The organism is Paenibacillus sp. FSL R5-0744 (assembly GCF_037972555.1).
In the GTDB taxonomy this organism is placed as follows: Bacteria; Bacillota; Bacilli; order Paenibacillales; family Paenibacillaceae; genus Paenibacillus_AQ.
Genome location: NZ_CP150228.1, coordinates 5,612,981 through 5,638,237 on the forward strand (window position 1 = coordinate 5,612,981; position 25,257 = coordinate 5,638,237).

Annotated in this window: 24 protein-coding genes and 1 pseudogene; 4 read left to right on the plus strand and 21 right to left on the minus strand. The window is 42.0% G+C overall.

Translation table 11 applies throughout. The features are described 5' to 3' along the window. Window positions 1–20: 20 nt before the first annotated feature. The 5 genes from MKY19_RS24785 to MKY19_RS24805 form a co-directional block, all read right to left on the minus strand. Window positions 21–863: a carbohydrate ABC transporter permease gene (locus MKY19_RS24785; protein WP_081390001.1), complete on the minus strand. Its 843-nt coding sequence runs from the start codon at window positions 861–863 to the stop codon at window positions 21–23. 13 nt (window positions 864–876) lie between these two features. Continuing rightward, the gene (locus tag MKY19_RS24790) at window positions 877–1,752 is read right to left on the minus strand and encodes a sugar ABC transporter permease (RefSeq protein WP_042191374.1); all 876 of its coding nucleotides are present in this window, start codon (window positions 1,750–1,752) and stop codon (window positions 877–879) included. Between the two features lie 85 nt (window positions 1,753–1,837). Beyond that, on the minus strand, window positions 1,838–3,244 hold the full coding sequence (locus tag MKY19_RS24795; RefSeq protein WP_339798354.1) for a sugar ABC transporter substrate-binding protein: 1,407 nt from the start codon (window positions 3,242–3,244) through the stop codon (window positions 1,838–1,840). Window positions 3,245–3,257: 13 nt separating this feature from the next. Then, window positions 3,258–3,911 (minus strand): SGNH/GDSL hydrolase family protein, encoded by a 654-nt coding sequence (locus MKY19_RS24800; protein ID WP_339798356.1) that lies wholly within the window; start codon window positions 3,909–3,911, stop codon window positions 3,258–3,260. Then, window positions 3,904–4,815, minus strand: coding sequence for a dihydrodipicolinate synthase family protein (locus MKY19_RS24805; RefSeq protein WP_042191380.1), 912 nt, complete (start codon window positions 4,813–4,815; stop codon window positions 3,904–3,906). The genes MKY19_RS24800 and MKY19_RS24805 overlap by 8 nt, the downstream gene beginning before the upstream one ends. A gap of 523 nt (window positions 4,816–5,338) precedes the next feature. Here MKY19_RS24805 and MKY19_RS24810 point away from each other — a divergent pair. Continuing rightward, window positions 5,339–5,524 (plus strand): hypothetical protein, encoded by a 186-nt coding sequence (locus tag MKY19_RS24810; RefSeq protein WP_042130754.1) that lies wholly within the window; start codon window positions 5,339–5,341, stop codon window positions 5,522–5,524. A gap of 227 nt (window positions 5,525–5,751) precedes the next feature. Here the strand turns inward: MKY19_RS24810 and MKY19_RS24815 are convergent, their stop codons facing one another. The 8 genes from MKY19_RS24815 to MKY19_RS24850 form a co-directional block, all read right to left on the minus strand. Continuing rightward, on the minus strand, window positions 5,752–7,026 hold the full coding sequence (locus MKY19_RS24815) for a Gfo/Idh/MocA family oxidoreductase (RefSeq protein ID WP_339798358.1): 1,275 nt from the start codon (window positions 7,024–7,026) through the stop codon (window positions 5,752–5,754). 92 nt (window positions 7,027–7,118) lie between these two features. Then, window positions 7,119–8,801, minus strand: coding sequence for a response regulator (locus MKY19_RS24820; protein WP_339798360.1), 1,683 nt, complete (start codon window positions 8,799–8,801; stop codon window positions 7,119–7,121). A 13-nt stretch (window positions 8,802–8,814) separates the two neighbouring features. Next, window positions 8,815–10,548 (minus strand): histidine kinase, encoded by a 1,734-nt coding sequence (locus tag MKY19_RS24825; RefSeq protein ID WP_339266893.1) that lies wholly within the window; start codon window positions 10,546–10,548, stop codon window positions 8,815–8,817. A gap of 45 nt (window positions 10,549–10,593) precedes the next feature. After that, window positions 10,594–11,478, minus strand: coding sequence for a carbohydrate ABC transporter permease (locus MKY19_RS24830; RefSeq protein WP_042191389.1), 885 nt, complete (start codon window positions 11,476–11,478; stop codon window positions 10,594–10,596). Window positions 11,479–11,512: 34 nt separating this feature from the next. Further along, the gene (locus MKY19_RS24835) at window positions 11,513–12,418 is read right to left on the minus strand and encodes an ABC transporter permease subunit (protein WP_042191391.1); all 906 of its coding nucleotides are present in this window, start codon (window positions 12,416–12,418) and stop codon (window positions 11,513–11,515) included. Between the two features lie 89 nt (window positions 12,419–12,507). Further along, on the minus strand, window positions 12,508–14,172 hold the full coding sequence (locus tag MKY19_RS24840; protein ID WP_042191393.1) for an extracellular solute-binding protein: 1,665 nt from the start codon (window positions 14,170–14,172) through the stop codon (window positions 12,508–12,510). A 294-nt stretch (window positions 14,173–14,466) separates the two neighbouring features. Further along, a complete protein-coding gene (locus MKY19_RS24845; protein ID WP_339804499.1) occupies window positions 14,467–15,396 on the minus strand; it encodes a phosphotransferase in 930 nt (309 codons plus the stop codon). A 315-nt stretch (window positions 15,397–15,711) separates the two neighbouring features. Then, window positions 15,712–16,413 carry a type II CAAX endopeptidase family protein gene (locus MKY19_RS24850; protein WP_339798362.1) on the minus strand — a complete coding sequence of 234 codons (702 nt, stop codon included), beginning with the start codon at window positions 16,411–16,413 and terminating at the stop codon, window positions 15,712–15,714. A 90-nt stretch (window positions 16,414–16,503) separates the two neighbouring features. Here MKY19_RS24850 and MKY19_RS24855 point away from each other — a divergent pair, with 90 nt between their 5' ends. Then, entirely contained in the window at window positions 16,504–17,247 is a 744-nt protein-coding gene (locus MKY19_RS24855) for a MerR family transcriptional regulator (protein ID WP_339798364.1), read from the plus strand. A gap of 116 nt (window positions 17,248–17,363) precedes the next feature. On the opposite strand, the gene MKY19_RS24860 is transcribed toward MKY19_RS24855, so the two are convergent. The 4 genes from MKY19_RS24860 to MKY19_RS24875 form a co-directional block, all read right to left on the minus strand. Continuing rightward, window positions 17,364–17,570 carry a hypothetical protein gene (locus MKY19_RS24860; RefSeq protein ID WP_262495542.1) on the minus strand — a complete coding sequence of 69 codons (207 nt, stop codon included), beginning with the start codon at window positions 17,568–17,570 and terminating at the stop codon, window positions 17,364–17,366. Between the two features lie 48 nt (window positions 17,571–17,618). Further along, window positions 17,619–17,822, minus strand: coding sequence for a helix-turn-helix transcriptional regulator (locus MKY19_RS24865; protein WP_076286019.1), 204 nt, complete (start codon window positions 17,820–17,822; stop codon window positions 17,619–17,621). Between the two features lie 15 nt (window positions 17,823–17,837). Beyond that, the gene (locus MKY19_RS24870; RefSeq protein WP_339798367.1) at window positions 17,838–18,236 is read right to left on the minus strand and encodes a hypothetical protein; all 399 of its coding nucleotides are present in this window, start codon (window positions 18,234–18,236) and stop codon (window positions 17,838–17,840) included. Between the two features lie 326 nt (window positions 18,237–18,562). Further along, on the minus strand, window positions 18,563–19,111 hold the full coding sequence (locus tag MKY19_RS24875; protein ID WP_042191395.1) for a pyridoxamine 5'-phosphate oxidase family protein: 549 nt from the start codon (window positions 19,109–19,111) through the stop codon (window positions 18,563–18,565). 172 nt (window positions 19,112–19,283) lie between these two features. Between MKY19_RS24875 and MKY19_RS24880 the strand changes: the two genes are divergently transcribed. Beyond that, window positions 19,284–20,714, plus strand: a complete 1,431-nt coding sequence (locus tag MKY19_RS24880) for a PLP-dependent aminotransferase family protein (RefSeq protein ID WP_339798370.1) — start codon at window positions 19,284–19,286, stop codon at window positions 20,712–20,714. 188 nt (window positions 20,715–20,902) lie between these two features. On the opposite strand, the gene MKY19_RS24885 is transcribed toward MKY19_RS24880, so the two are convergent. The 3 genes and pseudogenes from MKY19_RS24885 to MKY19_RS24895 form a co-directional block, all read right to left on the minus strand. Beyond that, a complete protein-coding gene (locus MKY19_RS24885) occupies window positions 20,903–21,367 on the minus strand; it encodes a hypothetical protein (RefSeq protein WP_042191399.1) in 465 nt (154 codons plus the stop codon). Between the two features lie 304 nt (window positions 21,368–21,671). Then, complete coding sequence (locus tag MKY19_RS24890) at window positions 21,672–21,980, minus strand: immunity 51 family protein (RefSeq protein ID WP_256721739.1); 309 nt, start codon at window positions 21,978–21,980, stop codon at window positions 21,672–21,674. 42 nt (window positions 21,981–22,022) lie between these two features. Continuing rightward, window positions 22,023–23,384, minus strand: a pseudogene (locus MKY19_RS24895) (SMI1/KNR4 family protein); the annotation flags it as partial. 84 nt (window positions 23,385–23,468) lie between these two features. Here MKY19_RS24895 and MKY19_RS24900 point away from each other — a divergent pair. Beyond that, window positions 23,469–23,660: a hypothetical protein gene (locus MKY19_RS24900; RefSeq protein WP_339798372.1), complete on the plus strand. Its 192-nt coding sequence runs from the start codon at window positions 23,469–23,471 to the stop codon at window positions 23,658–23,660. 179 nt (window positions 23,661–23,839) lie between these two features. On the opposite strand, the gene MKY19_RS24905 is transcribed toward MKY19_RS24900, so the two are convergent. Next, entirely contained in the window at window positions 23,840–25,234 is a 1,395-nt protein-coding gene (locus tag MKY19_RS24905; protein ID WP_339798374.1) for a hypothetical protein, read from the minus strand. Between the last annotated feature and the right edge of the window lie 23 nt (window positions 25,235–25,257).

The following is a 25,257-nucleotide window of genomic DNA, read 5'->3' on the forward strand; positions in this document are numbered from 1 at the left end:
AACCCACTCCACATTTTTATTTATTCTTTGACTGCTCCTGCTGTAATTCCATTGGTGAAGAAACGTTGGAATAACATGAACACTAGCAACATCGGAATTGCAGCAATGGTGGCTCCGGCCATTTTATATGCGAAATTAGGATTCAGATCCTGCATTAAGGTTGCAGTACCAACCATTAATGTTTTCATTTTGTTCTCTTGGCCTATAACCAGCTGCCACAAATAATCATTCCAGACTTGCACGAAATTCAGAATAAATAAGGCTCCAATACCAGGTTTAATAATAGGCACCATGATGCGAGTAAAGATTCTCCATTCATTTGCACCATCTATTCTCCCGGCTTCTCTCAAAGCGTTAGGGGTTAAATCGAAGAATCCTTTTAATAGGAACACTCCAAATGCACCCGCAACGTTCGGCCAAATCATACCGTTATACGAATTCACCATTCCAAATTGCTGTGTAATCCGGAATAAAGGCACGATCATAATTTCCTTAGGAATCATCAAGCTCGATATGAAAATAATGAAGATGATATCTTTACCTTTAAAATTGATCTTTGAGAATGCATAGGCAGCCATAGCGCCTACAATAATAACGATAATCGTAGATACGCCTGAGACATAAATACTATTAAACGTCCATCTTAAAGCCGGTTGGTTCTGAAACACATCCACATAGTTGGAGAATGTGATCGATTTAGGCCACCAGTCTGGAGGCATCTTCACAACATCTGAACTGTTCTTAAGCGAACTAGTGAATAACCAATACAATGGAAAAAGATTAAGGAGCGCGAAGAGGACAATGATCACATTCGATATCACATCAAACTTCTCTCTCTTCTTCTTATTTCTTATTTTCGACATGTTGTATTCCCCCTCACTTCACCTTAATCATGCTTCGTAGCTGAGGCACAGATAATAACAATGTAATCACGAACATGATAACGCCTACCGCAGAAGCTACGCCGAGTTGGTTGTACTTAAAGGCATTATTATAGAGGTAGTACATCAAGGTTACCGATGAGTTGTTCGGTCCGCCGCCGGTTAATAACTGGATGACTACAAATATTTTTAGAACAGCAATAATATTGATAATCGTAATATAGGTCGTTGTTGGTCCTACAGAAGGAATGAGGATCTTCGAAATTACTTGCCATCTGCTTGCACCGTCGATTTCTGCTGCTTCAAAAAGCTCTTTAGATACACCAATCATCGAAGCAATATACAGAATAATGGCTTGGCCCACGTTAGTCGCGAAGGTCACAAAGATCACCACTGGCAAAACTGTCTTTGGATTTCCTAGAAGATTGATCGTCCCAAGACCCATATCTTTATATATAAAAGAAATAAGTCCATTAGCAGGATTCAGCAGGAAACTCCACACCATACTCATTACAACCATGGATACCATGACCGGGATATAATAGCTCCCTCTTATAAAGGAAACGTACTTAGCGTTCTTATCAAATACAGCCGAGGCTACAAATAATGCAAAGCCCACTGTAAGTAGGACGATAAAGACTACGAATATAATCGTATTGAAGATCGCCTTGAAGAATACCGGATCATTAAACAATGTGGTGTAATTAGCCAGACCCACAAACTTCTCACTATCATAATTAATTTGGTATAAACTCAGGCGCATCCCTTCTAAGATCGGATAGACAAGAAAGGCTAAGAATACTATCATCTGAGGTAAAATAAACAGATAACCTGTAATATTCTCTTTTAGGTAATTACTACGTAGTTTCATATCGTTTACCTTTCTAATTAACAGCCCTTGGAGCCTCTTCAGACTCTAAAGGCTGTTAATCGTTTATTGTTTACCTGTTCTTAGATTATTGGAAAATAACAGAGCTAGCTTTATTCGTATCAATCACTTTATTACCATTGGTCTGATAATCTTGTACAAACTGTTCTGGTGTCTTTGCTCCCATGTAAAGCGCCTGTAGATCAGGGTACAAAACTTCTCTTAATTGGCTATATCCTGGAACGTTGCCCGTGAAGTTAAACAAATATTTTGAGTTGGCATCATAAGCAGCAAAGAGAGGATTCTCCGACTTAAGTTCTTCTGCCACGGAGCTTCTCACAGGAATACCATTCTTAGAGGATTTAACTAGTTCAGGATCACTTGAAAAGAACTTCACGAAATCTTTAGCTACTTCAGTCTTCTTCGCATCTTTAGACTTGAATACACTAGCACCCACTACATAAGTAAAGGATAGAGGATCTCCGCTTTCGGACGGAATATTAGCAAGACGCATATCAAACTTTGGAGACGTTCCGGATTCCATATTTGCTTTTGTTCCATTGAACAAGATTGGATTAGTGAAACTGATCGCTAGCTGTTGATTCTGGAACATGGCATTGGCATCATTGGAGGATACAGATTCAGCACCTGGATTTGTATATCCACCGTCATATAATTTTTTCAACCATGTAGCAGCTTTAACTCCATTCGCATCATTCAGAACAATATTCCCTTGGTCATCGAAGAACTTGTTGCCGAACATTCTTAAGTATGCAAGGTTCCACGTATCTCCTTGGTTATTTACAGCGTACAGTGCCATTGGATAGGCATTAGAATATTTGTCCTTCGGAAGATTATTTTTCAGACCATCCAAGATTTGTTGATATTCATCCAAGTTCCAAGTCTTAATTTCGGACTCTCCACCAACGAACTTTTCTAAACCAGCCGCTTTAAACATGTCTGCGTTGTAGACCAAAGTGCCTGGATTGTGTTGGAATGGGTAGAAGTACACATCTTTTCCGAACGTTACTGCATCCCAGTAATTTTGTGCGATATCACTTTTTGCGTCCTCATCGATGATGTCAGTCAAAGGCTCCAAAGCTCCACGGTGAACATAATCGCCCATCGGGAATACGCTTTCAAAGAAGACATTTGGTGGCGTTCCTCCGCTCAAGTTAACATTGAGGAGTTGGTCTCGCTGATCTCCGGCAATGACTTCGACCTGAATGTCAGCATCATATTTATCATATTGTGCCTTGAATTTTTCAGCTGCAGCCTTAAGGAAGCTATCATAGTCAGCTCCTTGTTCCGTTGCATCCACAACACCCTTCCACTGAGGGGTCAGCCATACTTTAATCGCCACTTTTTCCTTGCCAGATTTAGCAGTATTATCGGATGTATTAGAGCTTGCTGCGTTGTTACCAGAGCATCCTGAAATCAGTGAAATAATTACCATTAATGCAACCATTGTCGAGAGTAAACGTTTCTTCTTCATTTTAAATCCTCCCCTATTCTAGTATCCGTTTGACATGATATTTCACTAAATCAGCCATGTTCCGATGTCCTTGTATATCAAGATGCATGTAATCAATTTCATTCATCGATACATATTCTCTGGAATCAATAAAGTGGATATCTGTCCCCGAAAGCAAAGCTGCAAGATGCTGAGAGAGCTCCATAGATTTCTCGCTACAATTACTTCCCATTGGCTTACCAATAGGAGTATTCAAATACTCTGCCCCAATGGGAGGAGGAGCGATCACAAGCACTTCTGGAGCTTTTCCGGCTGGACCTGCCCCGCTCCCTCTAGCTTTATGAGCGAGCCTAACAATACCTTGTGCGATGTTATAAGAAGTTAGTGCAAATCTTTCTTTCGTATCATTCGTCCCAAGCATGATCACTACCAAATCAAGTGGTGCATGTGACATGAGGCATGGATAGAGATAAGCTATTCCGGCTAACCCTTCAAATAGCGGATCGTCACTAACACTGGTTCTACCAGGAAGCCCTTCTTCTATGACACGATAAGCGTCGCCCAGTTCTGCATGCAGAAGCCCGGTCCAACGTATTTCATCATTAAACCTTTGGTCCGTCTTTGCGTCGTAGCCCCAAGTATTGGAATCACCAAAGCATACGATGGTTCTCTTTATTGCATTAACCACAATATTTTTCGATCGCTTGATCAATCAATTTCATAATATCTGCGATTGGACCAGCATCTTCAGCGGCTACCCCTTCAAGCGGTGCTCTTACACTACCAATGTTTACGCCTCTTAATCTCAGAACCTCTTTAATTTCCGCATACATAGAACCCTTGAGGGAACAAAGCGCGATGATGATATCGTTGATCTCACTTTGAAGTTGTCCTGCTTCCTCAAACTTGCCGGCAAGTACAAATGTATTAGCTTGCAAGAACAGCTCTGGCATAACTGCATAAGTACCACCAATGCCAGCATCAGCTCCCATGATTCTTCCCGCAACATACTGTTCATCCGGTCCATTAAAGACCACTACATCTTTTCCACCCACTCTTTTGAAGCGTTCAATATCCATAGGTGGCATAGAAGAATTCTTAACGCCGATAACTTTTTTATTAGTAAGCAGTTTCTCGAATAAAGCTGGAGTTAGTGTATATCCCGTAGTCTGAGGAATGTTGTAGATAATGAACGGTAGAGGAGTTGCCTCCATAATATCGCTCCAGTATTTAGTTACTGCACTATCAGGTAATTTGAAATATATAGGTGGGATTGCGGATAGTGCATCATATCCTAAGCTCGCCGCATGTTTTGCTAATTCGATACTATCTCTAGTAGAAGGGGCTCCTACATGAGCAATCAGTGTCATTTTACCTTTCAGGTTACTAGCTACATAGCTAAGTACCGCTTTGCGTTCGTCCAGACTCTGGTAGATACATTCTCCAGAACTACCTCCCACATAAACACCTTGAACTCCTTTTTCAAATAAGTAATCACATAAGGCATGTGTCCGGGATTCGGAAATATTTCCTTGATCGTCATAGCAAGCATAGAAGGCAGGTATAATTCCGTGGAACTTGTTGAGTGTCATTGATAATCCCCCTTAAGATGTGAACGGTTTCTTTTCTACATAATCAAGATATCACTTAAATTTGGTTCTGTAAATTATTTTCTCTATTTTTTAAAAAATAAAATTTATTTCCACCAGAATAACAATCATACTAAAAAAATAGTTTCATTTAAGTGAACGCCCATAAAATAAGACCTTATTTTCCAATTAAAAATAGAATATCGAACGATATATGCAGCTCTAGTTATTATCAGAGTAACACTATCTACGACCTTAAAGTCATCTGCCAAATCGGTAATTATTAGAAATCCTTTGCGATTCGCAAGGGCAATAGATTATCCCTTTAAATCTAATAAAAGTGTCTCCTACAAGGAGACACTTTTCTCCATAGGAAGCACAAACCCTAATTAACACACAATGTTCACTTAAAAACTGTGTTTTTCACGTGGACACAGCTTTAAAAAACTAATTTCTATGATATAATGAAAGCGTAACCAGAACAATACAAAATATATTGTTTCTTCGCCAAAGGAGGCTGGAGGAAATGCTAGCAGGTCTTAAAGAACTTAAAAATTGGGTAACGGAAAATTGGAATCCAACGATGAATTCAGGTAATGAGGATTATCAAAAAATGGAATATTCTGTGCAACGCCACTTGCACACTCCAAGATCCCCAAAACCACTCACCTATGAAGAAGAAGCTCGTATCAAGACTGTTAAATTCCATTAATCTCACCACCTTTAGATACAGATTGACCCTATAATAGAATCTTGTCCTAAGGCCGCAGATCCGGAAATCATTCCAGTAGAGCGGTCTTTTATTATGCCTTGAGATTATGTAACGAAAAACCTTTTCCATATTGACTCGATTTCTTGAATCAAATACATACTAAAAAACCTCCCTCTCCATGACGGCATCCCATCACTTCGAAAGAGGCTTCCTAGTATCATTTGATCTTATACAGACATTTGTCCTTTCTTCTGCAAGTCCGAAAGCTTGACCGCCTGACCTGCGTTCAATCTCGAATGTTCCGACGCGAATGCGATCAAATGACTCTGCAGGGATGCCGTCGCCGAGGTCAAACCTTGCGATGGATTGCTGTCGAATTGACGCACATTCCGCAGGAATGAGCTTACCATACGGTCATCGCCGCCTCCATGGCCATCGCCTTCCACATTGCAGCCAATCTCAACCTTCTCGCCCGATACATAGCGGTACAGCGTGAAAGATCCTTTGTCCATATCCCCGATGATCTCGCCTTGTGTTCCCATAATTTGAACCCGGCGCGTGCCGCTCTGTGTCAGCCCTGACATGATGAACGATGCATTCGCTCCGTTCTCGAACTCCATGTTGACTACCTGGTGATCCACGACATTATTATCGCAGCGATACACGCAGCGACCCCACGGTCCTTCCTTCAGCGCCTTCAAGATACCCTCTTGCGACAAATCATTCGTCATATAGCGTGCCCAAGGGTGTTCCGGGGGCTGAATATATATTTTCATCGCCGAGAAGGCGCATTCCTTCTCAACCTCACAGCCGTTGATACAGCGATCCGCGGAGCCTTCCGGAGCGTTCTCCGCCCTGAAATGCAGTAATGATCCGTACGAGCTCACGCTTGTACACGGTTGATTCATAAGCCATGAGATGAGATCCAGATCATGGCATGATTTGGCCAGGATCATGGGACTCGTCTCCTCCGAATTGCGCCAATTCCCGCGGACATAACTGTGTGTCATATGCATGTAACCCACATTTTCGGTTAATTGAATCGTACCTATCGTTCCGAGTTCACCGTCTTCGATGCATTTTTTGATCCCAGACCAGAACGGGGAATATCGCAGGACATGAGTTACGACGAGCAATCGCTTATACCGAAGCGAAGCTTGCTCCAATTCGATGCATTCTTCCATGGAAGGAGACATCGGCTTCTCTAACATGACATGATAGCCTAGCTCCATCGCTTTCATCGCTGGTATATAATGCATCCGATCGAGCGTAGCAATTATCATCACGTCCGCCATTTGACCCTGATCGAATACTTTCTCCCAAGAATCGTAGACATGTTCTGGGGCAATTCTATGAATCTCTGCAAATCGATTTCTACGTTCATCATCCGGCTCAGCTACGGCAACAATCTTTAATTCATTCGGGAACTTCTCCGCGTAGGGCCCATAAATATATCTTCCTCGACTGCCAGCGCCAAGTAATACAGCTGTTAATGTTCTCAAGACTACTCCTCCTCTTGCGCACCTAGTGTACTTCCATTGTAAGGCGGTAGGCACGGAGGCAAAAGAGATCGTTACTGACATTTCATATACATTTATTGACCTTGATTCTGTATATGGATCCTTGCCATACGGAAATCTTGCGGCGTCGTTTCGTTCTGCTTCTTGAAGAAGCGAATAAACGCAAGTGCTGAGTTGTACCCCAGGGCAGCAGCAATTTCATTCACTTTCATCGATGTGTTGAGCAGCATATCCTTGGCAATCAGGTTACGATAGTCGTTCACATATTTAGATAACCCCATTCCAGTGATTTGCTTATAAAGTCGGGACAAATACGATGGATTCAAGCTCACGTAATCGGCCAGCGCATTTAAGGAAATATCAGTGGAAATATGTTCTTCAATATATCGATGTACCTTATTCACGACCTCTGTCGGCAATTGCGTACCCCGCAGCGCATTCCATTCGAAGAAGCAATCCGCCATTTGCGAGAAGTATTGAATCAGCTCCGACCATGATGCGGAATCTCCATAGCGATATAACTTATCCAGATCCATCAGCGTATTGATGTAATCCCGAATTTCCCGATTCTTATGGATATAGAACAGAAAAATAGCTGAAAGCGAATGATACAGTTCGATCTTCCGCTCATTCGGCGACTCCTCATCATTCCAAATCGACGTTAGTTCGGCATACAGCTTGTTGAATTGCTCCCGATGATTATTCTCGAGACAAGACATCAGCAATTGAACACGGGCGTGATAGAAGTCATCGTGGTAGTTCCCACTCAGATCACCGTTCACTTCTCTTTGAATGTCTTTATCGGTCAATATGACCTCATTAAATAATCCATGTCCTTGTACCAGGCCGTATTTGATCGAGTGAAACCGATCAGATATGTTATCCCATGTCGTTGCTTCACTTCCAAGAAGGAAAGAAACCGATAAACTCAGCAATCTCTTGCAATTTCCCTGCACAGTCTCCAGAATTCCGCTCGTATACCGATGAGCTCTGATCCAATCCTGATCCCCATATTCGATAGACGATCCATCCGGGATTTTCGGTTGAATCATCCAGACGATTTTGGATAACTCGAATACAACGGAATAGCATCTGACCTGCGTGGACAAATACTCATCGCAAATGTTCTGTACGGCGTAAGTCAATAACGCTTTATCCGGCGTCGTGAACATTTCTTTCCATGCGTCTACCCTGCCTATGAGCAAGTAAACCGGCAATGTCGCATCAAGCCGGATATCGATTTCTTTGAACGCCTGCTTTAATTGGCTATCCGATACATGCTTGCCTTGAAAGAGCTCCCACACATACTCTTTTTGCAGGGAGGGCAATGCCAGTCTCATTTTGGATTGCGCTCTAGCGATCATCTGTTCTTGGTTATTTTCTTCTTCAATTTTCTCAATCGCCCGTTCTACGGACTGAATAATTTTCTCATCACTTTCGACCTTCAGAATATAATCGAACCCACCGTACGTAATTGCGCTCTTAGCATAATGAAAATCATTGTATCCTGTTAAGAAAATAACTTTGCAGGCCGGCCACTGAGATTTGATTTCCCGAAGCAGCTCAATCCCTTCTAGTCCAGGCATCTTAATGTCGGAAATCACGATATCAATACGATGATGAGACAGTACCTCCAGTGCTTCTTCACCTGAATATGCCTTCATAACCTCGAGTTGTAAATGATCGGTCTCATTGAATAGCTCCAGAAGACCATCGACAATAATGGGAAGGTCATCGACGATTAGCAGTCGGTACATGCTGATTCCTCCTCTAGTTCGCGCTCAGATTGATTCTTACTTGAAGTCCACCAAGAGCAGAACGTGACACTGTAATGCCATATTCCTCACCGTACCGCAGCTGTATTCTGCGATGTACATTTATGATTCCGGTTGTTTCCTCCATCCTAGTGGTGGATTGACGCAGTCGCTTCTGAAGCTGTTCGATCTCCGCATCGGAGATGCTTCGGCCATTATCTTCGACATAGATGGAGAATACATCGCCCACCCGCTCACAATGAACCCATAGCTCACCCTGCTGAATCATATTGCCCAAGGCATGCTTATAAGCATTTTCGATGATCGGCTGCAGAATCAGCCTCGGCACGAAGAGATCGGGAACATCACCTTCGAACTTGACTTGTATACGGTCTCCGTAACATATGGTTTGCATGTCTACATACGTGCGAGAATGATTGACCTCCAGCCCCAGCGGAATATCATCCTCGTCATCGCGAGTAATGAACTGAAAATATTGTCCGATGTACAGGCAGAATTGATAAGCCTTTTCCTTCTGATTCTCGGATTTAATTAACCGGCACAATACAAAAAAACAATTATATAAAAAATGAGGATTAATTTGCGATTGCAATCGTTTCAGTTCGGAACGCTGGTTCCTGATTTGCTGCTCGTAATTTTCCTCGATTAGTGTTTTCAAGGATCGGATCGTATTATTAAAAGCTTGGTACAAATACCCGAACTCATCGGCTCCACGATCGATCACGATCGGTTCCAGCCTATTCTGCTGAACGCGCCGAAAGGAATGCACAAGTTTCATTAATGGCCGATAGATAAATCGTAATAGAAAGTAGGAGAAGAAAACGACAATACCCACAGCTAGCGCGCAAGCCCACCAGAACAATGTTCGATAGATCTCAAGAGAACCCAAAATCGTCTCTTCGGGAATGCACATAATCGAATAGGAATTCCAGAGACTGGAGTATTTATATACCGTAAGAAACCGCTTACCATTATACATAATCGTTTCGTATCCTTCGTCTTTTTGCAATTCCCGCTTATCCGCAGCGAAGGATTTCATTTGTTCCAGCAGTTCCGGATCCATGTTACTCTCGATCTCCCAACCACGTTCCAGATTGAGCAATACGCTCTGTCCACCACGCGAGCTGCCGATTTGAGATAACGTTTCTCTGATTTTGATAGTCGATAATTCAACCGCTACGATATAAATCGGATTTTTAACGGTATTAATAGGGTATTGCATGGAAATAAATAATCGATCGTTCCAGTAAATGAAAGGTTCTTCGTATAATCTCTTGTTTTGCTGCATAGAAGCATATTCCTGCTTATTCATCGAAGTTTCAAATTTATTGCTAAGAATCGTTCGGTCGATAAGAGGGATATACGCCCTTGCTTCTTGAATAAATGGACTTGAGTTCTTCATCAATTCAAGCCGTCTTTGGATATCTAATATTTTTTGCGCACGATCGTAATAACTCATGTAATTGCCTGTAGTTGCAATTTCCATCAAGTCTTTGTCCATCACATAGTTCGGCAAATAACGGCTGATCCGGTCTGCTTCCTTGTCGAGTGAATCCAGATAGAAGCGAGTCGTATTTAGAATAGACTCGGAAATTTCACTCCGAATATTGTCCGAACCCTTCTCATTAATCAACCAGGTAATCGCCATGAGCGGAAACAAGGCTGCCAGAAAGGCAGCCATTATTTTCTGGAATATAGAGGAATCTTTAATCAAGAATCGGATTTTCATCGTTTGTTCTCCTGCAATGCAATGTCATAGTTTGAGTGCCCTATTTTATTCTTTGACACTCCCCATCACAATTCCTTTAATGAAGAACCGCTGCAAGAACGGATACACGATAAGAATCGGAAATGCTGCTACGAATATTTGAGCTGCCCTGCTCGTACGATCGGACAATTTGATCATTAATTCTGCCCTCTCAGGTTTAATAAAGCGGAAATCCATTTTGATAATGATCGTCTGCAGGAAGGTCTGCAGCGGATAATTCTCGGGATGATTCATGTAAATCATACCATCAAACCAGCTATTCCAATGCCCCACCATAGTGAAAAGACCTGTCGTTGCCAATGCCGGCAACGATAGCGGCACATATATTTTCCATAAGGTAGTAAATTGACCCGCCCCATCGAGCAGCGAAGATTCCTCAAGTTCTTTGGGCAGACTGCGGTAGAAATTCAGCAGCAGAATAACGTTGAACACCGTGACCGCTCCCGGCAGCACCAAAGCCCAGATTGTATCGAGCATCCCAAGGTTCTTCACGGTTAAATAGTTTGGAATAAGCCCGCCACTGAATAAAATCGTGAATACGAAAAACCATGAATAGAAGGTCCGCAGCCGAAATTGGCGAGAATCTTTGGATAATGGATAGGCCGTGATAATCGTCAGGAACATGCTGATTGTCGTTCCCATAAGGACCCGCTGAATCGATACCCAGAATGCGCGTAAATATTCAGGTTTTCCAAATACGTTAGCATAAGCAGCCGTTGTGAATTCAACTGGCCACAGGATGACTTTTCCGGCGGATGCTGCCTGCCCGGAGCTGAACGAGAGCGCCAAAATATGAATAATAGGCATGAGGCATAACAAAGATACGGATGCCAGAAAAATAAAATTACATATCAAAAACAATTTTCTTCCGAATGATCTGTTAGTACGCACGATGTGTCTCCCTTCTGAATTACCGCCAATAGCATTAGAAAATGCGGTAATTCGCTACACGATAGGCTAAGATATAGGACATAGATACGAATATGAAAGAGATGACGGATTTCAGCAGTCCTACGGCCGTAGCGAAACCGAACTGTGCTTGCTCAATCCCCATACGATATACGAAGGTATCGATAATATCCGCGCTTTCATAGACCGGAGGACTGTATAGGTTGAAGATTTGATCAAATCCGGCATTCAGTACATTCCCGATACTAAGCGTAAACATGAGAACGATAATAGGAAGCATCCCCGGCAGCGTCACATGTAACGTCTGCTTAAAGCGTCCTGCGCCGTCGATCTCCGCTGCCTCGTACAGTGACGGATTAATACTGGTAAGCGCAGCCAGATAGACAATCGTACCAAATCCGAACTCTTTCCATACATCCGATATGACCATGACATAAGGGAACCATTTGTTGTCTCCCAGGAAAAAAACAGGGTCTATACCAAACAAGCCAAGCACTTGATTGAGAATACCGGAAGATGGAGACAATACATCGATTAGAATACCGCTTAACAAGACCCATGATAGAAAATGCGGCAAGTACACGAGCGTCTGGAAGGTCCGTTTGACCCATTCTTTCCGCAGCTCATTCAGAAGTATCGCTATGGTGACCGGAACGATCATACCTGCTACAATTTTCATCACCGCAATGTATACTGTATTGAAGAATATCCGGCCGATATCGGGGTAATCCATCAGTAATTGAAGGTTTTTAAGACCAATAAATGGTGAGCCGAACAACCCTTTATTCGGTACGTATTTCTGAAAGGCCATCATAATGCCGGCCATCGGGATATAACTGAAGATGAGGACCAATACGATCCCAGGAACCAACATCAAGTGAAGCGGCCACTCCCTCTTCCACATACGCGTTAATACATTCATGCCATCCACCTCGCTATAGGACTAAAAATGAAGAACTAGGTTAAAGAAAAGAGAGGTCGTTTGTGTTCAACCCCTCGATTCTCCTGCTATCATTGTTTGTGAGTCGCGTACCATTCATTGACTTCTTTGGTCATTTCGTCGCCGCCAAGCTTTTTCCACTCTTCTACGAATTTATCGAATTCATCCACGGATACTTGATTCATCATAATCTTGAAGTATACTTCATCCCGCTTCTTCTTCAGGATTTCTTGTCGATCTGCCATGGTTGGAGTCGGTGCGCCGTAGAATTTGTTTTGTAGGTACTGTTTATTGTTCTGAATTTCAGGAACAAGTGAATATGCACCTTTTGGACCTGAGATCAGATATTCCCACCACATGTTGATATCGGTACCGTCAACATACTTCATGGCACGCTCGTAACGAGTTTTTTGATCTTTCGTCTCCAAAATGCTCTCGTCTTTGTTCTCGATCGCTTTTGGCAATATTTCACCGTTATTATCCTTTTGTTTACCAACACGAAGCGGGCTTAGAAGCCAGTAGTTGTTGCCTTTCTCCTTCAGGTCTTTACCATACTCATACACTTTCTGTTCTGGCGTCGGATGATTATCCACGACAATCCAATGGTTCAGCAATTTAATAACGCCTTCCGGATGCTTCGCTTGCTTGGAGATAACATAATATTCGTCAACACCCAAACCTATCTGCGATAGTGCAGGTTCGCTATCCACCGATGGAATCGGGAATACGCCCCACTCTTGTACGACTTTACCATCCTTTACTGCGCCTTTAGCGAGCTGAGCCGGTACCCAAGACTGGCCGTATACGATACCTGCGTTGTTGTTATAGAGGAGCTCTGCTGCTTTCTCCACATCTTTAACGACGAACTCAGGATCAATTAATCCTTTCTTGAACATTTCCTGCAGCGCCTTAAGTGCGTCTTTCACTTGAGGCTGAATGTCACTGTTGACCAAATTGCCATTTCCGTCTTCCATCCAAAGATTTTCATAAGCATGGTAACTATTCAAGAATGCTATTAGTCCTGTTACAGCTGTGGACTGGTTGTTAAATGGATCTTTGCTAATTACAATTCCATACGGTTTCCCAGTGCCGCCTGGATCTTTTGTTTTGAACGCTTCTGCGATCGTCAAGAGATCCGCCATCGTCTTCGGTTCCGGCAGGTTCAATTTCTTCAGCCAGTCCGTACGTACATAGAGGAACTGATACTGGTACGGATTATAAGAACTTGGAATCCCCATGAGTTTACCGTCGAAAGTGGCGGTCTTCAGTTGCATTCCGCCATCCATCGACAAGAATTTCTTCGTCTCATCCGTCGCATTCTTGTCATATACGTCCGTGATATCCATAATCATATCCGCTTCGGTCAGCTCTTTCAGCTGTGTAGCATTAACCTTCATGAAGTCCGGAAGATCATTGGAGGCGATGGACATCTTCACTTTTTCCTTGAATTGAACGTCATCGGCGGACACCCATTTATTCGTGAGCTTCACACCGATATCTTTCTCATACGCATCATAGACCGAGTTCTTCTCAAAGCTTTCGCCCTCATCGAATTTGAGATACTGATCGCTTGCCGAAACTGTTGAAACTTCAATCACTTCATTTTTTTGTTCCACAGGTGTCTCAGGCTGCTTCTCAGGCTGCTTCTCCCCTTCATTTGTGGTTTTGCCGCATGCCGTGATAGTTAAACTTAGGATCAATGCGACGATCAGAAGTATTCTACTTTTTTTCTTCATATTACCCCTCCACATTGTCTCAAAATAGGTCGTGCATCTACTTCATGCTGCTTCTCTTCCTAGTTCTAGTATAGGAAAGGAAAGGACCCCCATCTATATACTAGTCTTTACTTTCGTATACACCTCTTGACTACCGTCAGGCTTGTCCCTAGAACGCACAAGAGAGAGGGAGTCTCCCTAGGTTAGGTTGACTCCCCCTTCGTTGAAACGTTACCGTGTATTCACTCGAATATTCAGCTCCCCACGATATTTGACAAGAGATGACGCGCCGCTTCTTGCTTCATTTCCATTTCTTCATTTTTCGACAAACCTAAGCGCACGTTCTGATTGATATTCAGCTAGACCTTTTGCGAATTGTTGATCGGGAAATCCTCTATGCTGTAGCTTTAAACCCGCTGAAGTTAATGATATATGGTGATGCAATTGATAAAATAACAGCCTATCCGGATCAAGCTTATCGTTCTTAAGATACCGATAGAAATCTCCAAATCGCATCTCCAAAAAACTATGCTCATGCTCAATATCAAAGAACGCTGCTCCTTCGATATCGATCAGAAAGGGCTCCAGCTTATCATTAACCAATACATGGTCAGGACCCAGTTCCCCATGAATAAATCCATACTGCTTTCTAGGCTTAATTCTTGATTCAAGCTCATACAACTTATCGAGCAATTTACTTTGATTAGACCCGATCTTCTCCATATGCTGAGAGGCGTAAGCTAGCTGTACTTTCGCATTTTTCATTTGTAATGAATGACATTGTTCTGTACTGATCTCGTTAGCATTGGCTTTCCCAAAAATCTGCCTTTCGGTGGTATGCATAGTAGTAAGCATATTCCCCAACTGCTGAAACACTTTATCTTGAACAGCCAATTCGGAATGTTGGAAAAAGGTTTCCGCCTTACGTCCATCTATATACTCAACAAGCGCATAATCAAATGGGTAACGGTCTCTTTCCTTATTCAGATCATAAAGTGCTGGGGTCTGAATTCCACGTTGTGTTAAATACTTATTGTTTAATTCAAACAAATCACTTCCATAGGACTGTTCATTTATATCTTCATTCGCTTTTTCTTCTTCAAAATAATTCATGGAAAGATCCCACACATACAAAACGCAGGAAAATCCATTACTGCACTCAATCTTGTAGACCACCTTTTGTGCGCCACCATGCATTCGTGAAACACGAGTAACTAAATAACTGGTGCCAAAAATCCGTCCAATATAATCCTGTAAGTCGGCCTGATCGAGATGATAGGTAACGTCCATTAACAACACTCCATTGATTAAGTTTTGCCGGCTTCACAATAGTAAATAAAATCCAGCCCAAAGTATAGACTTTTTCTTTCTGATCAATTATGATGTTGAATAAGGTCTTGAAAAAAATAAGCATACAAAAAGCCTTTGGATTTTATTCCAAAAGGCTTTTTTTTGATGAAATTTCTAGCGAAACCGGCATATCCTTAAGTTATTTATAATTACTCAACTATCGTGTCCTGTCATCAGCGCTCATCGTGTATACATAATATAATCATCATTCTAACTCATCGCTGTTAACAATACGGCAATCGTATTAAACACACCGTGAACAATCATACCAGGCACGACCGATCCCGTACGTTCATAGGTCCATGCAAGCACAACTCCACTAATAAAATTCACGGGCATGGCATTCATAGTGGGAAAATGTGCAAAAGTAAAGATTAGCGAACTAATCACAATCGCCCATCTCATACTAACACGAGCCCGTAGCCAACGATATATAAATCCACGGTAAAATATCTCCTCATAAAAGGGTGACACGATCCCTGCCGACACGATACCAATAATTATAGTAAATAGAGTGACATTTTGCTTCAGACTCTCTGTTTTGCTGTTGTCCACCGTATTCCCAAGAAAACTCGTGAGATAGAGAGTGGCCACACTAAATACGATGAGAATGAGTGTCCACAGGGCAATCCTCCACCAATCTTTCGCAGGAAACCCCTTTACTCCTACCTCTGTCCAGGACATTTTCTTCGGTCGTAAAGCAATGAAATATAATCCTAACAAAAGTACAATCGCGATGGTAAGCCCTGTAGGAGTCCCTGAGTAAAGAGTATTCCCCAACCATTGCTCATACATTGACTGTACCGCATACTTGATAACGAATATAACGAATACAAATTCAAGCGCAAGTAAAGCAATAAACTCACGCCATGTCCACTGATCCATCTTCTTCCACATTTCCGTACTGGTCATCCTTAATCCCTCAATCCTCTGTGATATAATTTAATGATATTAGGTGACGTTACGTCACCTACAAGCATTATTTTCGAGAGGAAAGAAAAAATGAATAGATGGACAACAGGACAAGTATCCAAACAGCGGAACATTTCCGTTCGAACCCTACGTTATTATGATCAAATCGGTCTTCTTACACCGAGTTATAAGGAAGATAACGGCCGCCGTTATTATTCAGAGGAAGATTTATTCACTCTCGAAAAGATAACGTTGCTTAAATCACTATCACTACCGCTTGAAGACATTCAAAATGTAATGGACAAGCTATCTTTTCGTCATATTCTAATCGCACATCATAATCATCTTCAGGAGCAGCTTACTTCTCTTCAGGGCAGTATTGCAAATACTACGTCTTTGATCAACATGATTGATCTAGAAGGTACACTCTCCTGGGATCGGGTTTGTCATCTGGTCCATAACGTACAACCCATTTCTAAACAGTGGATCGATTATTTCAACGATGACGAAAGTGCATTTCTACAGAATGCACTCCCCAATCTCAACAGTAATGACCAGACCACTCAGCAATATGCCTCTTTGCTGCGCCGGATTGAATGGTGCATACAGCAATCTGTTCCACCTGAATCTGATGAAGGTTATAACATTGCCTGCGAGTTAATGAAGCTATCACACGAAACCTTTAATGGAGACGAGAAATTGATGGAGAAGTTTTGGGAAGTGAGGAAGCTCCCTACATTAGAGTCAGGACTATATCCCATATCCGACGAAGTACTGAACTTTGTGGAGATTAGCATTGCTCATGTTCAAGAAAAAGGGACGAGACAGAAATAGGAATTGAGGAATTTATTGAAATCATGAGTAGCCCCTTTAAACTGAATAAGCGGCGGATCTCTAAAGGAGGATCCGCCGCTAACACATACTAAAAAAATCGAAATTCATATTTATGACTACTTCATAATAATTGCGATAATCCCTACTATAATACACAAAATCCCACTTATAAATTGTCCTAATCCTGAAGCTTGTCCCATTAGTATGAAATTGAATATGTTTTTACTTTTTCTATTTTTCCCAAATAAACCATCTTCTTTTCTCATAAGATAAAGACCCCAAACTATCAAAACTACCCCGAAAATAAATAATATACTAAGCAATTATATTCCTCCATTATTTGTTTCACATGTGCATATTTATGAAAAATATTATTTGTCATCTTCATCAAAAATAAACGTTTCTTCAATTGATAAATTAAAAACTGAAGCTATTTTATACGCAAGTAGCACAGATGGATTATACTTTTCTTTTTCTAATGAGATGATTGTTCTAGAAGATACACTTACTTTATCAGCTAGCTCTTGTTGAGTTATTCCTTGTTCTAGTCGTAATTCTTTCACTCTATTTTTCATTAAATATCTCCTTGATTAAAGGACATGATTATAATATTTTCTAGAACCAAATTCACTAATGATTAAAGATATTAAAACAATTAATAATGCAGTATTTGTAGGAATTACTACAAAATTAGTTAAAAACATAATAATTATAATTACATACATCAAAAACCGCATTGAAAAGTTAGAAACTTTTCCATCAATTAAAATATCTCTTTCATCATATTCCTTTGACATGTTCCTTTCCAATATTTTGTTATTGCGGGATTTAAGGTAAGAAATTATTGAAATCAACAAAATTATTCCACCTATGAATAACATGACATAACCATAATTAAATCCTTCCGATGTATCGAGATATAATTGAATAAATCCCAATACCATTAACAAGATTGATAATAAAAGTCGCTGTATGAATAGTTTTTTCAAATGTAATTCTCCTAACTAACTTATTCTTCTGAAGTGAAGTTTGTTTCATATGAAGTTTACTTCATGTGAAACAAACTTCATAATAGCTTATTTCAAAACAAATAACAAATGGTAAATAATTGTACTTAAAGTTAGGGGTTATTTCATCATTTGAACAATTTTGTTGTAAAAGTGTTCAACTAAACTGCCCGTTAGTTGAATAAAGGCAGCCGATCACGTTGACTGATCGGCTGCCTTATCGTGTTTATTGAGCTATCGATACTCGTTAGCTTAAGGACTAATCTCTAATTTCATTATTGAATAATGTTATTGGGAATATCTTGTGGTTAAACTTGGCGTTCAGTATCCATGTCCTTTTTATACATTTTTTCCGCTTCAATAGGACTCTCTTTTGCCGTCATATGGCTTGGAATTACCCGATAAACTTGAACCGGACCGCCGAATACAGCTGATCTATACTTCTCCACATGCTGCTTGGACAGGGGGCGATTATAGTAACCTGGTACATACTTATTCATCATTTCCTGAAGTACATGAGTGGCTTCATCCAAATCCGTGATCGGTTCTGCTTGTCCGAATATCATTACGCTCATATAAGCTGTATCCGTTTTCGCAGGTACCGGATCCGTAATGGTTCCGTATTCCTCACATACCGTAAAACACACCTCTGAATTATCACTCATCACCTGATTACGCCTTCCGTCTCCAGCCCCGTGAAAATAGAGTTTCCCTTCTGTCCATACATAATTAAGTGGCACAACATAGGGGAGATTGCCATCAGCCAACCCAAGATAACCCAATCTCGCTTGCTGAAGGAACCTTTCAATCTTCTCTTGATCCAGGCATTCCCTGCTCTTGTAACGAACCGAATTCATATCGATATCTCTCCTTTAACTCTAGCGTGCGGCAACGACCAAATTGCGAATACCAGCGTTGTTACGGTAGTATATCAATGTATGGATTGCATTAAAATATCCAAAAATGACCGTTTAATGCAATCCATAATTAATATTATTATGATTGGGCTTCTATTTGGAGGTGTGTACGATGATGAAAGTAATTCGTAATGATAAGAGACCGATCTGGCAGCAATTGCTTGATCAAGCAATTCATAATATTACTAGCGGAGTCTGGGCGCCAGGAGAATTACTAATCCCTACCCGCGAACTTGCTCACATCGTAGGTGTCTCACGCTCAACTATACAAATCGTCTATGAGGAATTGTTAAGTCGAGGTTATACAGTTACCTCTCGCCGAGGAGGAACGCGAGTTAGTAGATGGAAGCAATTCAATGTGTCAACGAAGGAAATAGAAACAGAGGGTCCCACACCTCCTTCACTCTCCTTGTTAGACTCAGCTGTTGATCATTTACATGACTGGTTCAGAGGTAAAGAACAGCTAGAAGTGGATATTGATTTCAGTCCTCATGAACCCTATTTGGATGAACAATTTCAAAAAAGCTGGCGGCAATCGCTGCTCCACGCATCTGCTGAAATGGATTTATCAAGCTGGGCTTACGGTAATTGCTACGGTTACACACCATTACGTGAGCAAATACAGCGTTATTTATCCCTTGAACGGGGCATACATATCCAAACTAATCAGATTCTGTTGACCTCAGGAGCTCAGCATAGTATCGATTTAATCGCACAGTCGCTTTTAGCTGATGGGGACACAGTTTCAGTAGAAGATCCAGGTTTCCCAGCTGCTTGGATGGCGATGAAATATCGACGAATGAATGTGGTACCTATTCCCGTTGATGAGTATGGTCTAGTGGTGGAGCATATTCACCCTCAATCCAAACTGATCTTTGCCACCCCTTCTCACCAGTGCGCAGTAGGGGTCGTTATGTCGGAGCCCCGTCGGCAACAATTGCTACATAAAGCGATTCAAGAACGGTTTTGGATCATTGAAGACGATTATGATAGTGAATTCCGGTATCGTGGGGAGCCACTGCCAACGTTGTTTAGTCAGGCATCCAATAATACTTTGTATCTCATGAGTTTCTCTAAAATGATTGCTCCTGGCATTCGTATTTCGGCTATTATAGGTTCAGTCGAGGCAATTGCTCAACTAGCGAAGGTACAGGAACTGACTTACCGTCATCTTCCGATTATGGATCAGCTAACACTAACCCATTTCATTAAAAATGGTCATTTTATGCGGCATATGAGAAGAGTCAGAAATGTATATCGAAGAAGACACGAAGTCATGACAAAAGCTATTATGGCTAGTGGTTTAGGGGAGCGTTTTACACTCAGTGGAGTAGAAACAGGATTGCATATGTTACTTGAGGCTGAGGAATCATACGACGAAGGAACTGTGACAAATTTAGCCCTACAACATGGAATACGTGTTTACCCTCTTGGACCCTATTGTCTGGATAGCAAAAGAAAGGGATGGGTATTGGGGTTTGCAAAAGTAGATGAAGCATCAATTGAGCAGGGGATACATCGCCTTGCGGAGATAATTCTGTAAAATCATTTCCGCAGGATTAGATAAATTAAAAGAAAGTATGGACTTTAAATTACTTGGTCCGATGGTTACAGTTACCGTGAATCCCTTGGTTACGCTCTAATTTTAAGATACTTGGCTTATGCAGATAGCAAATAAATAAAGCCTCTATCCCGCCACTCGGAATAGAGGCTTGTATTATTCTTACTCCTTTAGTACTCTCCTTTGATTACAAAATACGAGCCACGGATTGTACCGGCTAGTTTAGACTTTTGCCTAGCAAATTTAAACTTCTCTTCTAACTCCTTTGGTATCTCCATCCCCTCAGAAAGCTTAAAACCAACGGCTCGCTTCTTAGGATCATCAACCGTATACATGACATTAACCTCAAGTCCATCTTCATAAAAGACATAAGTGAATTTAATATTTTCCACTTGAAAACGCGATGTTTCTAAAGGTTTTGCCGCAAACTCAATATTACGTTCTTCTTTTAAAATTCGGCTCACATAATCAAGGTTTTCCTGGCTTTCGCTAGCTGGGACAACTGTAAATTCATGCTTGTACTTGTTCATAAAATAACGAGCTTCATTCGCACGTAAACCAGCAAGCGCTTCTGCTACAGGTGAAGACTCTACTCCGACCGTAGACACATTTTTAAAATCAACGATATACGTCATTTCCATCTCTCCTTTTCTCTCATTATTCCCTATCAATAGAATACAATAACTAAAATTTTAACTATATTATATCAAAAATAATCCACTTCACATGTTCAAATCTATGCCCGTAACTTTCTAAAAAAGAGCATCTGCTGCAAATCGGCCAAGACTTATAGCCTTCATCCTTGCAGCAGATGCTGACGGTCAGCTAAAAACCGTATCATCCATATATTGGTACCATCGAAAACAAACCTTGAAACGGATTCCTACCTGACGCTTTCTCTCAACCTTCTGTGTGACGAGCCCCTGAATACTGTTGTGATCAATCGAGCTCCGCGCGGGAGAATAGATCCCGGATCAACGTCTCATTTTCACAGGCCTGCTTCAACCGCACCGCGAACTGCTTAATAGCTTCGCTATTCTCCGAATAAGCACAGAACATATCCGCTTCCGGGTCAAAATGAATCGTATCTACCCATTCAGGCATATATTCGTTCACAAACACAGCCGCCAAAGAAGCCCAATCGTACCCGTTACCTTCAAATCCTTCGTCTGCCCGGGCCTCGAACACTTCCGATCGGTAGCTACCCACATTTAGAATGACAGACATGCCTCCACCTTGCTGATCCACGAGTATAAAAGGGGCAACGTCCTCTTCTGCGGATTCTGCTTCCAGCCGTGCAATGACCTCAGAGCGGGCTTGATCCGTGAAGCAAAGTACCCCGTTTTTCTGAACAATCAGCCCTTCCCGTATTCGCCCATCCAGCCAGTCGCTGATCCAGCCCGGAGCATACCCGCCTTGACCGAACTCGCCGCCAAAAGCGATCATTTCCTCATATACATCCAGATATTGTTGACGGCTCATATTTGGATAAGAGCTTGTGTACAGCCAGAACTGCACATCGTACATCAGAGTAGAAAGCTCATCCGCATGAAAGGAAAAGTGTCCCTTCTCTTCTACGATTCGGGTACAGACTCTACGGATCTTCTGCTCAAGCTGATCTACCTCAGACACATGGCTGCACAGCTTCGCAAGCAAAGGCGAGAATTGGCCTACGGCTACTTTGCGCAAATCCTCCTCTTTATCTTCTTCAGAGGTGTCGTATTCTTCATCACTCACCAGGCCGCGTATAAACGTCTCGAAGTCTGGGGCCAGAAACGTAATCTCATAATTATCTTCCTGATCCACATGAATCACCTCGGGTTCACCGTCCTCCCCGCAATTCCGGTAATCCAGCATCACGACATCATGACCTGCCGAAGGGCAATCGCAAATTACCACGCCAATGTCAGGGTATCCCCACTCCTCAATCATAAACGGACTGCCGAGATCGCCGCAGAGTGAATAGCTTTTCTCACGTCCGATGCCCATAATGCCCGTAATCGCAATATGATCCTCAGCCCATGAGGTCGCATCCTCCGTAGGAAAACAGGTATTATAAGGCACTCCCCCATTGTGCTGCTTCATCAGACTGATATAAGAGGCAGGAAGCTTGTAACCCAGTTCTTCTTCTACAGAAGCAATCAGCTCATCCGTAGGCGGGGCCGAAACATATTCTTTTAGCGCATAATCGCTATCTTTCCAAAATTCGGAGAGGTCCATCCCTTCAAAAGGAGTGGCAGTCGTCCCCGAATCATTATGTTGCTCTCTGATTGCCTGTCTGGCTGCGGCGTGCTGTTCTTTGCGTAGCTTGCGCTGGCTGAATTTCAAAAACATGACCGTATTCTCATCATCCGGATCGAGGTCATGGGCAATACCCAGCACTCTCACCGCTTCCTCATATTGATTCAAATAATAGTAGGAATATCCCACACGAAAATGCCACAGATGGTCATTCTGCCCCTGTTCCGCAATTATCGCGAAGTGTCCAAGCGCTTCTTCATAACGTCCCAAATTGTTATGCGCTCTTGCCAGACTGCTGACTACCTCGTAATCTCTGTCCTCTGGAGGAATCGCCATCAGGGTGTCTACAATCTTCTGGTGTTCATCATCTTCATGCCACTGTGTCAGCTGTGCGGTTAGTTCTTTGTCCATGGTCTACCTCCCAAAGCTTATAATCAAGTTACTAGAATATAGAGAAATATGGTTTTCCCTATTCTACCAGATGGGATGTAGGTATTGAAAATCGAAATAGGGCAGCTAAACGTAGCCATGACCCCGGCAGGGAATGGTAACTATACCTACCCTGTAAATAACCTGCAACACGGGGATACCATCGAGTACTCCTTTACCTATAATCCGGGGCTAGGGGCCGTCGATTCCCCGACCTTAACGTATATCCATGGGGTAACCCAAGGAACACCGGAGTAAAATGGATAAACCCTAGGCAAAATACATGAACACAAACAGGCGAGGAGGAAGTGCTGGTGCTTCCTTCTCGCCTGTTTTGTTGTTTCAGCCATGCTGGTCTCCAAGGTGGAAGATTTGTTGCCATGCGTGATGCGTGACCTCCTTGACGACAAAATTCACCTCTTAGAACGTCATCAAGCTTAACTATTTACACCAAACTCTATCTTCTGATCAATAAATTGCTTGAATCTTGTAAAATACTGCTCTGATGCCTCCCAGCGCCTAAGGTCCAAAAAAGACATGTCCTGTTTGCCATATTGATTGGGCGGCTGATAATGCCGAGAGACATAAGTTCCATGATCCACTGTATAAAAATAATACGCTTCATCAGGAGTCTTGATTTCAATCCGGGCATGCAGGTAGTCTCCGTCCTCGTCCGTATGCGCTTTACGGAAGCTGTAATATTTTGAGCCGTCCCAGAACCCGTCATCCTCCTCCTCTTCCGAATATAATTCCTGAATTACAGTGTGTTGCAAAATGTCTTGCACATATTGGACCTCAATGTTTCGTAAATAAAGCTCAGCCATATTAATACAGGTCAACAGCATAGTCCAGCAATCGCTAATCTCCGCTAGCTGTTCCTGAGACTCTTCTGTAATATCCTCCCACTCAGACCCTTCATCTATGGTTCTCCTCAACAAACCGATGGAATGATCTTGCTCCAGCCAAATATAATAGTGATGCCGGTGATCTTTCATATAAACGCTGAGATCCCGCTCATCCCCGTCTGCATCAATATGCTCCAGTTGAACTTTGAAAAATACGCCTTGCTCCTGAAAATCAAAAGATGGTTTGTCATCCGTCATTAAAATACACTGAGTCAATTTCAATATATTTTCCTCATTGATCGTGTTATGGGTAAAATATAAATGAACAGGTTTCTTTCTCTTGAGGGGTTCATTTACTTTTTTCAATGCGGAACGCCCTTCTACAATAACATTCACCAGCGTGCAAAAGGAAAATTCCATGTCCTCCTCATCCATATCCAGAAAAACTTCATCAATCAACACCTCATGAATGTCCACCGGAAGCTCCTGAAATACGCCGTCTCCCTCCCATACATTTACTAAGCATGCAATAGATTTCTGCCCGTCTACTTTGATGCTGTACTCGTCATCCTGAACTAAAACCGCAGCGCTAAGATCACCTATAACAATTGTTTCCCCATGATTGTAGGTGCCGCACAATATTTCCTCAACCATCAGATTGCCCGAAACATAGATTTCCTGACCGCCTACAGCTATATTTTTCGCATTCAAATTACCGGTTACCATAAGCCCTATGGCACCATCTGTTTCTTTATTATAGAGATTCTCTACAGTAAAATTCCCATCGATAAAAATGATGATTACCTCTTTTTGTTGCGGGAAAGCCTGCTCCCAATCCAGATTAAGAGAAGGCAGCGTCAAATCCCCTTCATAATAAGCGGCTAGCTGCTCGTCACTGAAATCCTGGTAAAACTTCGCCCACCAAGATCCTTCCGGAAATTTATCTGCTAGTTGACTAATAGGAATGAATCGGAAAAGATTGCTCATACATTATTTTCCTTTCATTTTTA

Bases quoted from the DNA above. Each gene is read 5' to 3' on its own strand.
- MKY19_RS24785 (WP_081390001.1), bottom strand. From the start codon at position 863: ATGTCGAAAATAAGAAATAAGAAGAAGAGAGAGAAGTTTGATGTGATA.
- MKY19_RS24885 (WP_042191399.1), bottom strand. From the start codon at position 21,367: ATGACGTATATCGTTGATTTTAAAAATGTGTCTACGGTCGGAGTAGAG.
- MKY19_RS24805 (WP_042191380.1), bottom strand. From the start codon at position 4,815: ATGACACTCAACAAGTTCCACGGAATTATACCTGCCTTCTATGCTTGC.
- MKY19_RS24795 (WP_339798354.1), bottom strand. From the start codon at position 3,244: ATGAAGAAGAAACGTTTACTCTCGACAATGGTTGCATTAATGGTAATT.
- MKY19_RS24840 (WP_042191393.1), bottom strand. From the start codon at position 14,172: ATGAAGAAAAAAAGTAGAATACTTCTGATCGTCGCATTGATCCTAAGT.
- MKY19_RS24825 (WP_339266893.1), bottom strand. From the start codon at position 10,548: ATGAAAATCCGATTCTTGATTAAAGATTCCTCTATATTCCAGAAAATA.
- MKY19_RS24820 (WP_339798360.1), bottom strand. From the start codon at position 8,801: ATGTACCGACTGCTAATCGTCGATGACCTTCCCATTATTGTCGATGGT.
- MKY19_RS24865 (WP_076286019.1), bottom strand. From the start codon at position 17,822: ATGAAAAATAGAGTGAAAGAATTACGACTAGAACAAGGAATAACTCAA.
- MKY19_RS24875 (WP_042191395.1), bottom strand. From the start codon at position 19,111: ATGAATTCGGTTCGTTACAAGAGCAGGGAATGCCTGGATCAAGAGAAG.
- MKY19_RS24835 (WP_042191391.1), bottom strand. From the start codon at position 12,418: ATGAATGTATTAACGCGTATGTGGAAGAGGGAGTGGCCGCTTCACTTG.
- MKY19_RS24810 (WP_042130754.1), top strand. From the start codon at position 5,339: ATGCTAGCAGGTCTTAAAGAACTTAAAAATTGGGTAACGGAAAATTGG.
- MKY19_RS24855 (WP_339798364.1), top strand. From the start codon at position 16,504: ATGAATAGATGGACAACAGGACAAGTATCCAAACAGCGGAACATTTCC.
- MKY19_RS24880 (WP_339798370.1), top strand. From the start codon at position 19,284: ATGATGAAAGTAATTCGTAATGATAAGAGACCGATCTGGCAGCAATTG.
- MKY19_RS24850 (WP_339798362.1), bottom strand. From the start codon at position 16,413: ATGACCAGTACGGAAATGTGGAAGAAGATGGATCAGTGGACATGGCGT.
- MKY19_RS24905 (WP_339798374.1), bottom strand. From the start codon at position 25,234: ATGAGCAATCTTTTCCGATTCATTCCTATTAGTCAACTAGCAGATAAA.
- MKY19_RS24790 (WP_042191374.1), bottom strand. From the start codon at position 1,752: ATGAAACTACGTAGTAATTACCTAAAAGAGAATATTACAGGTTATCTG.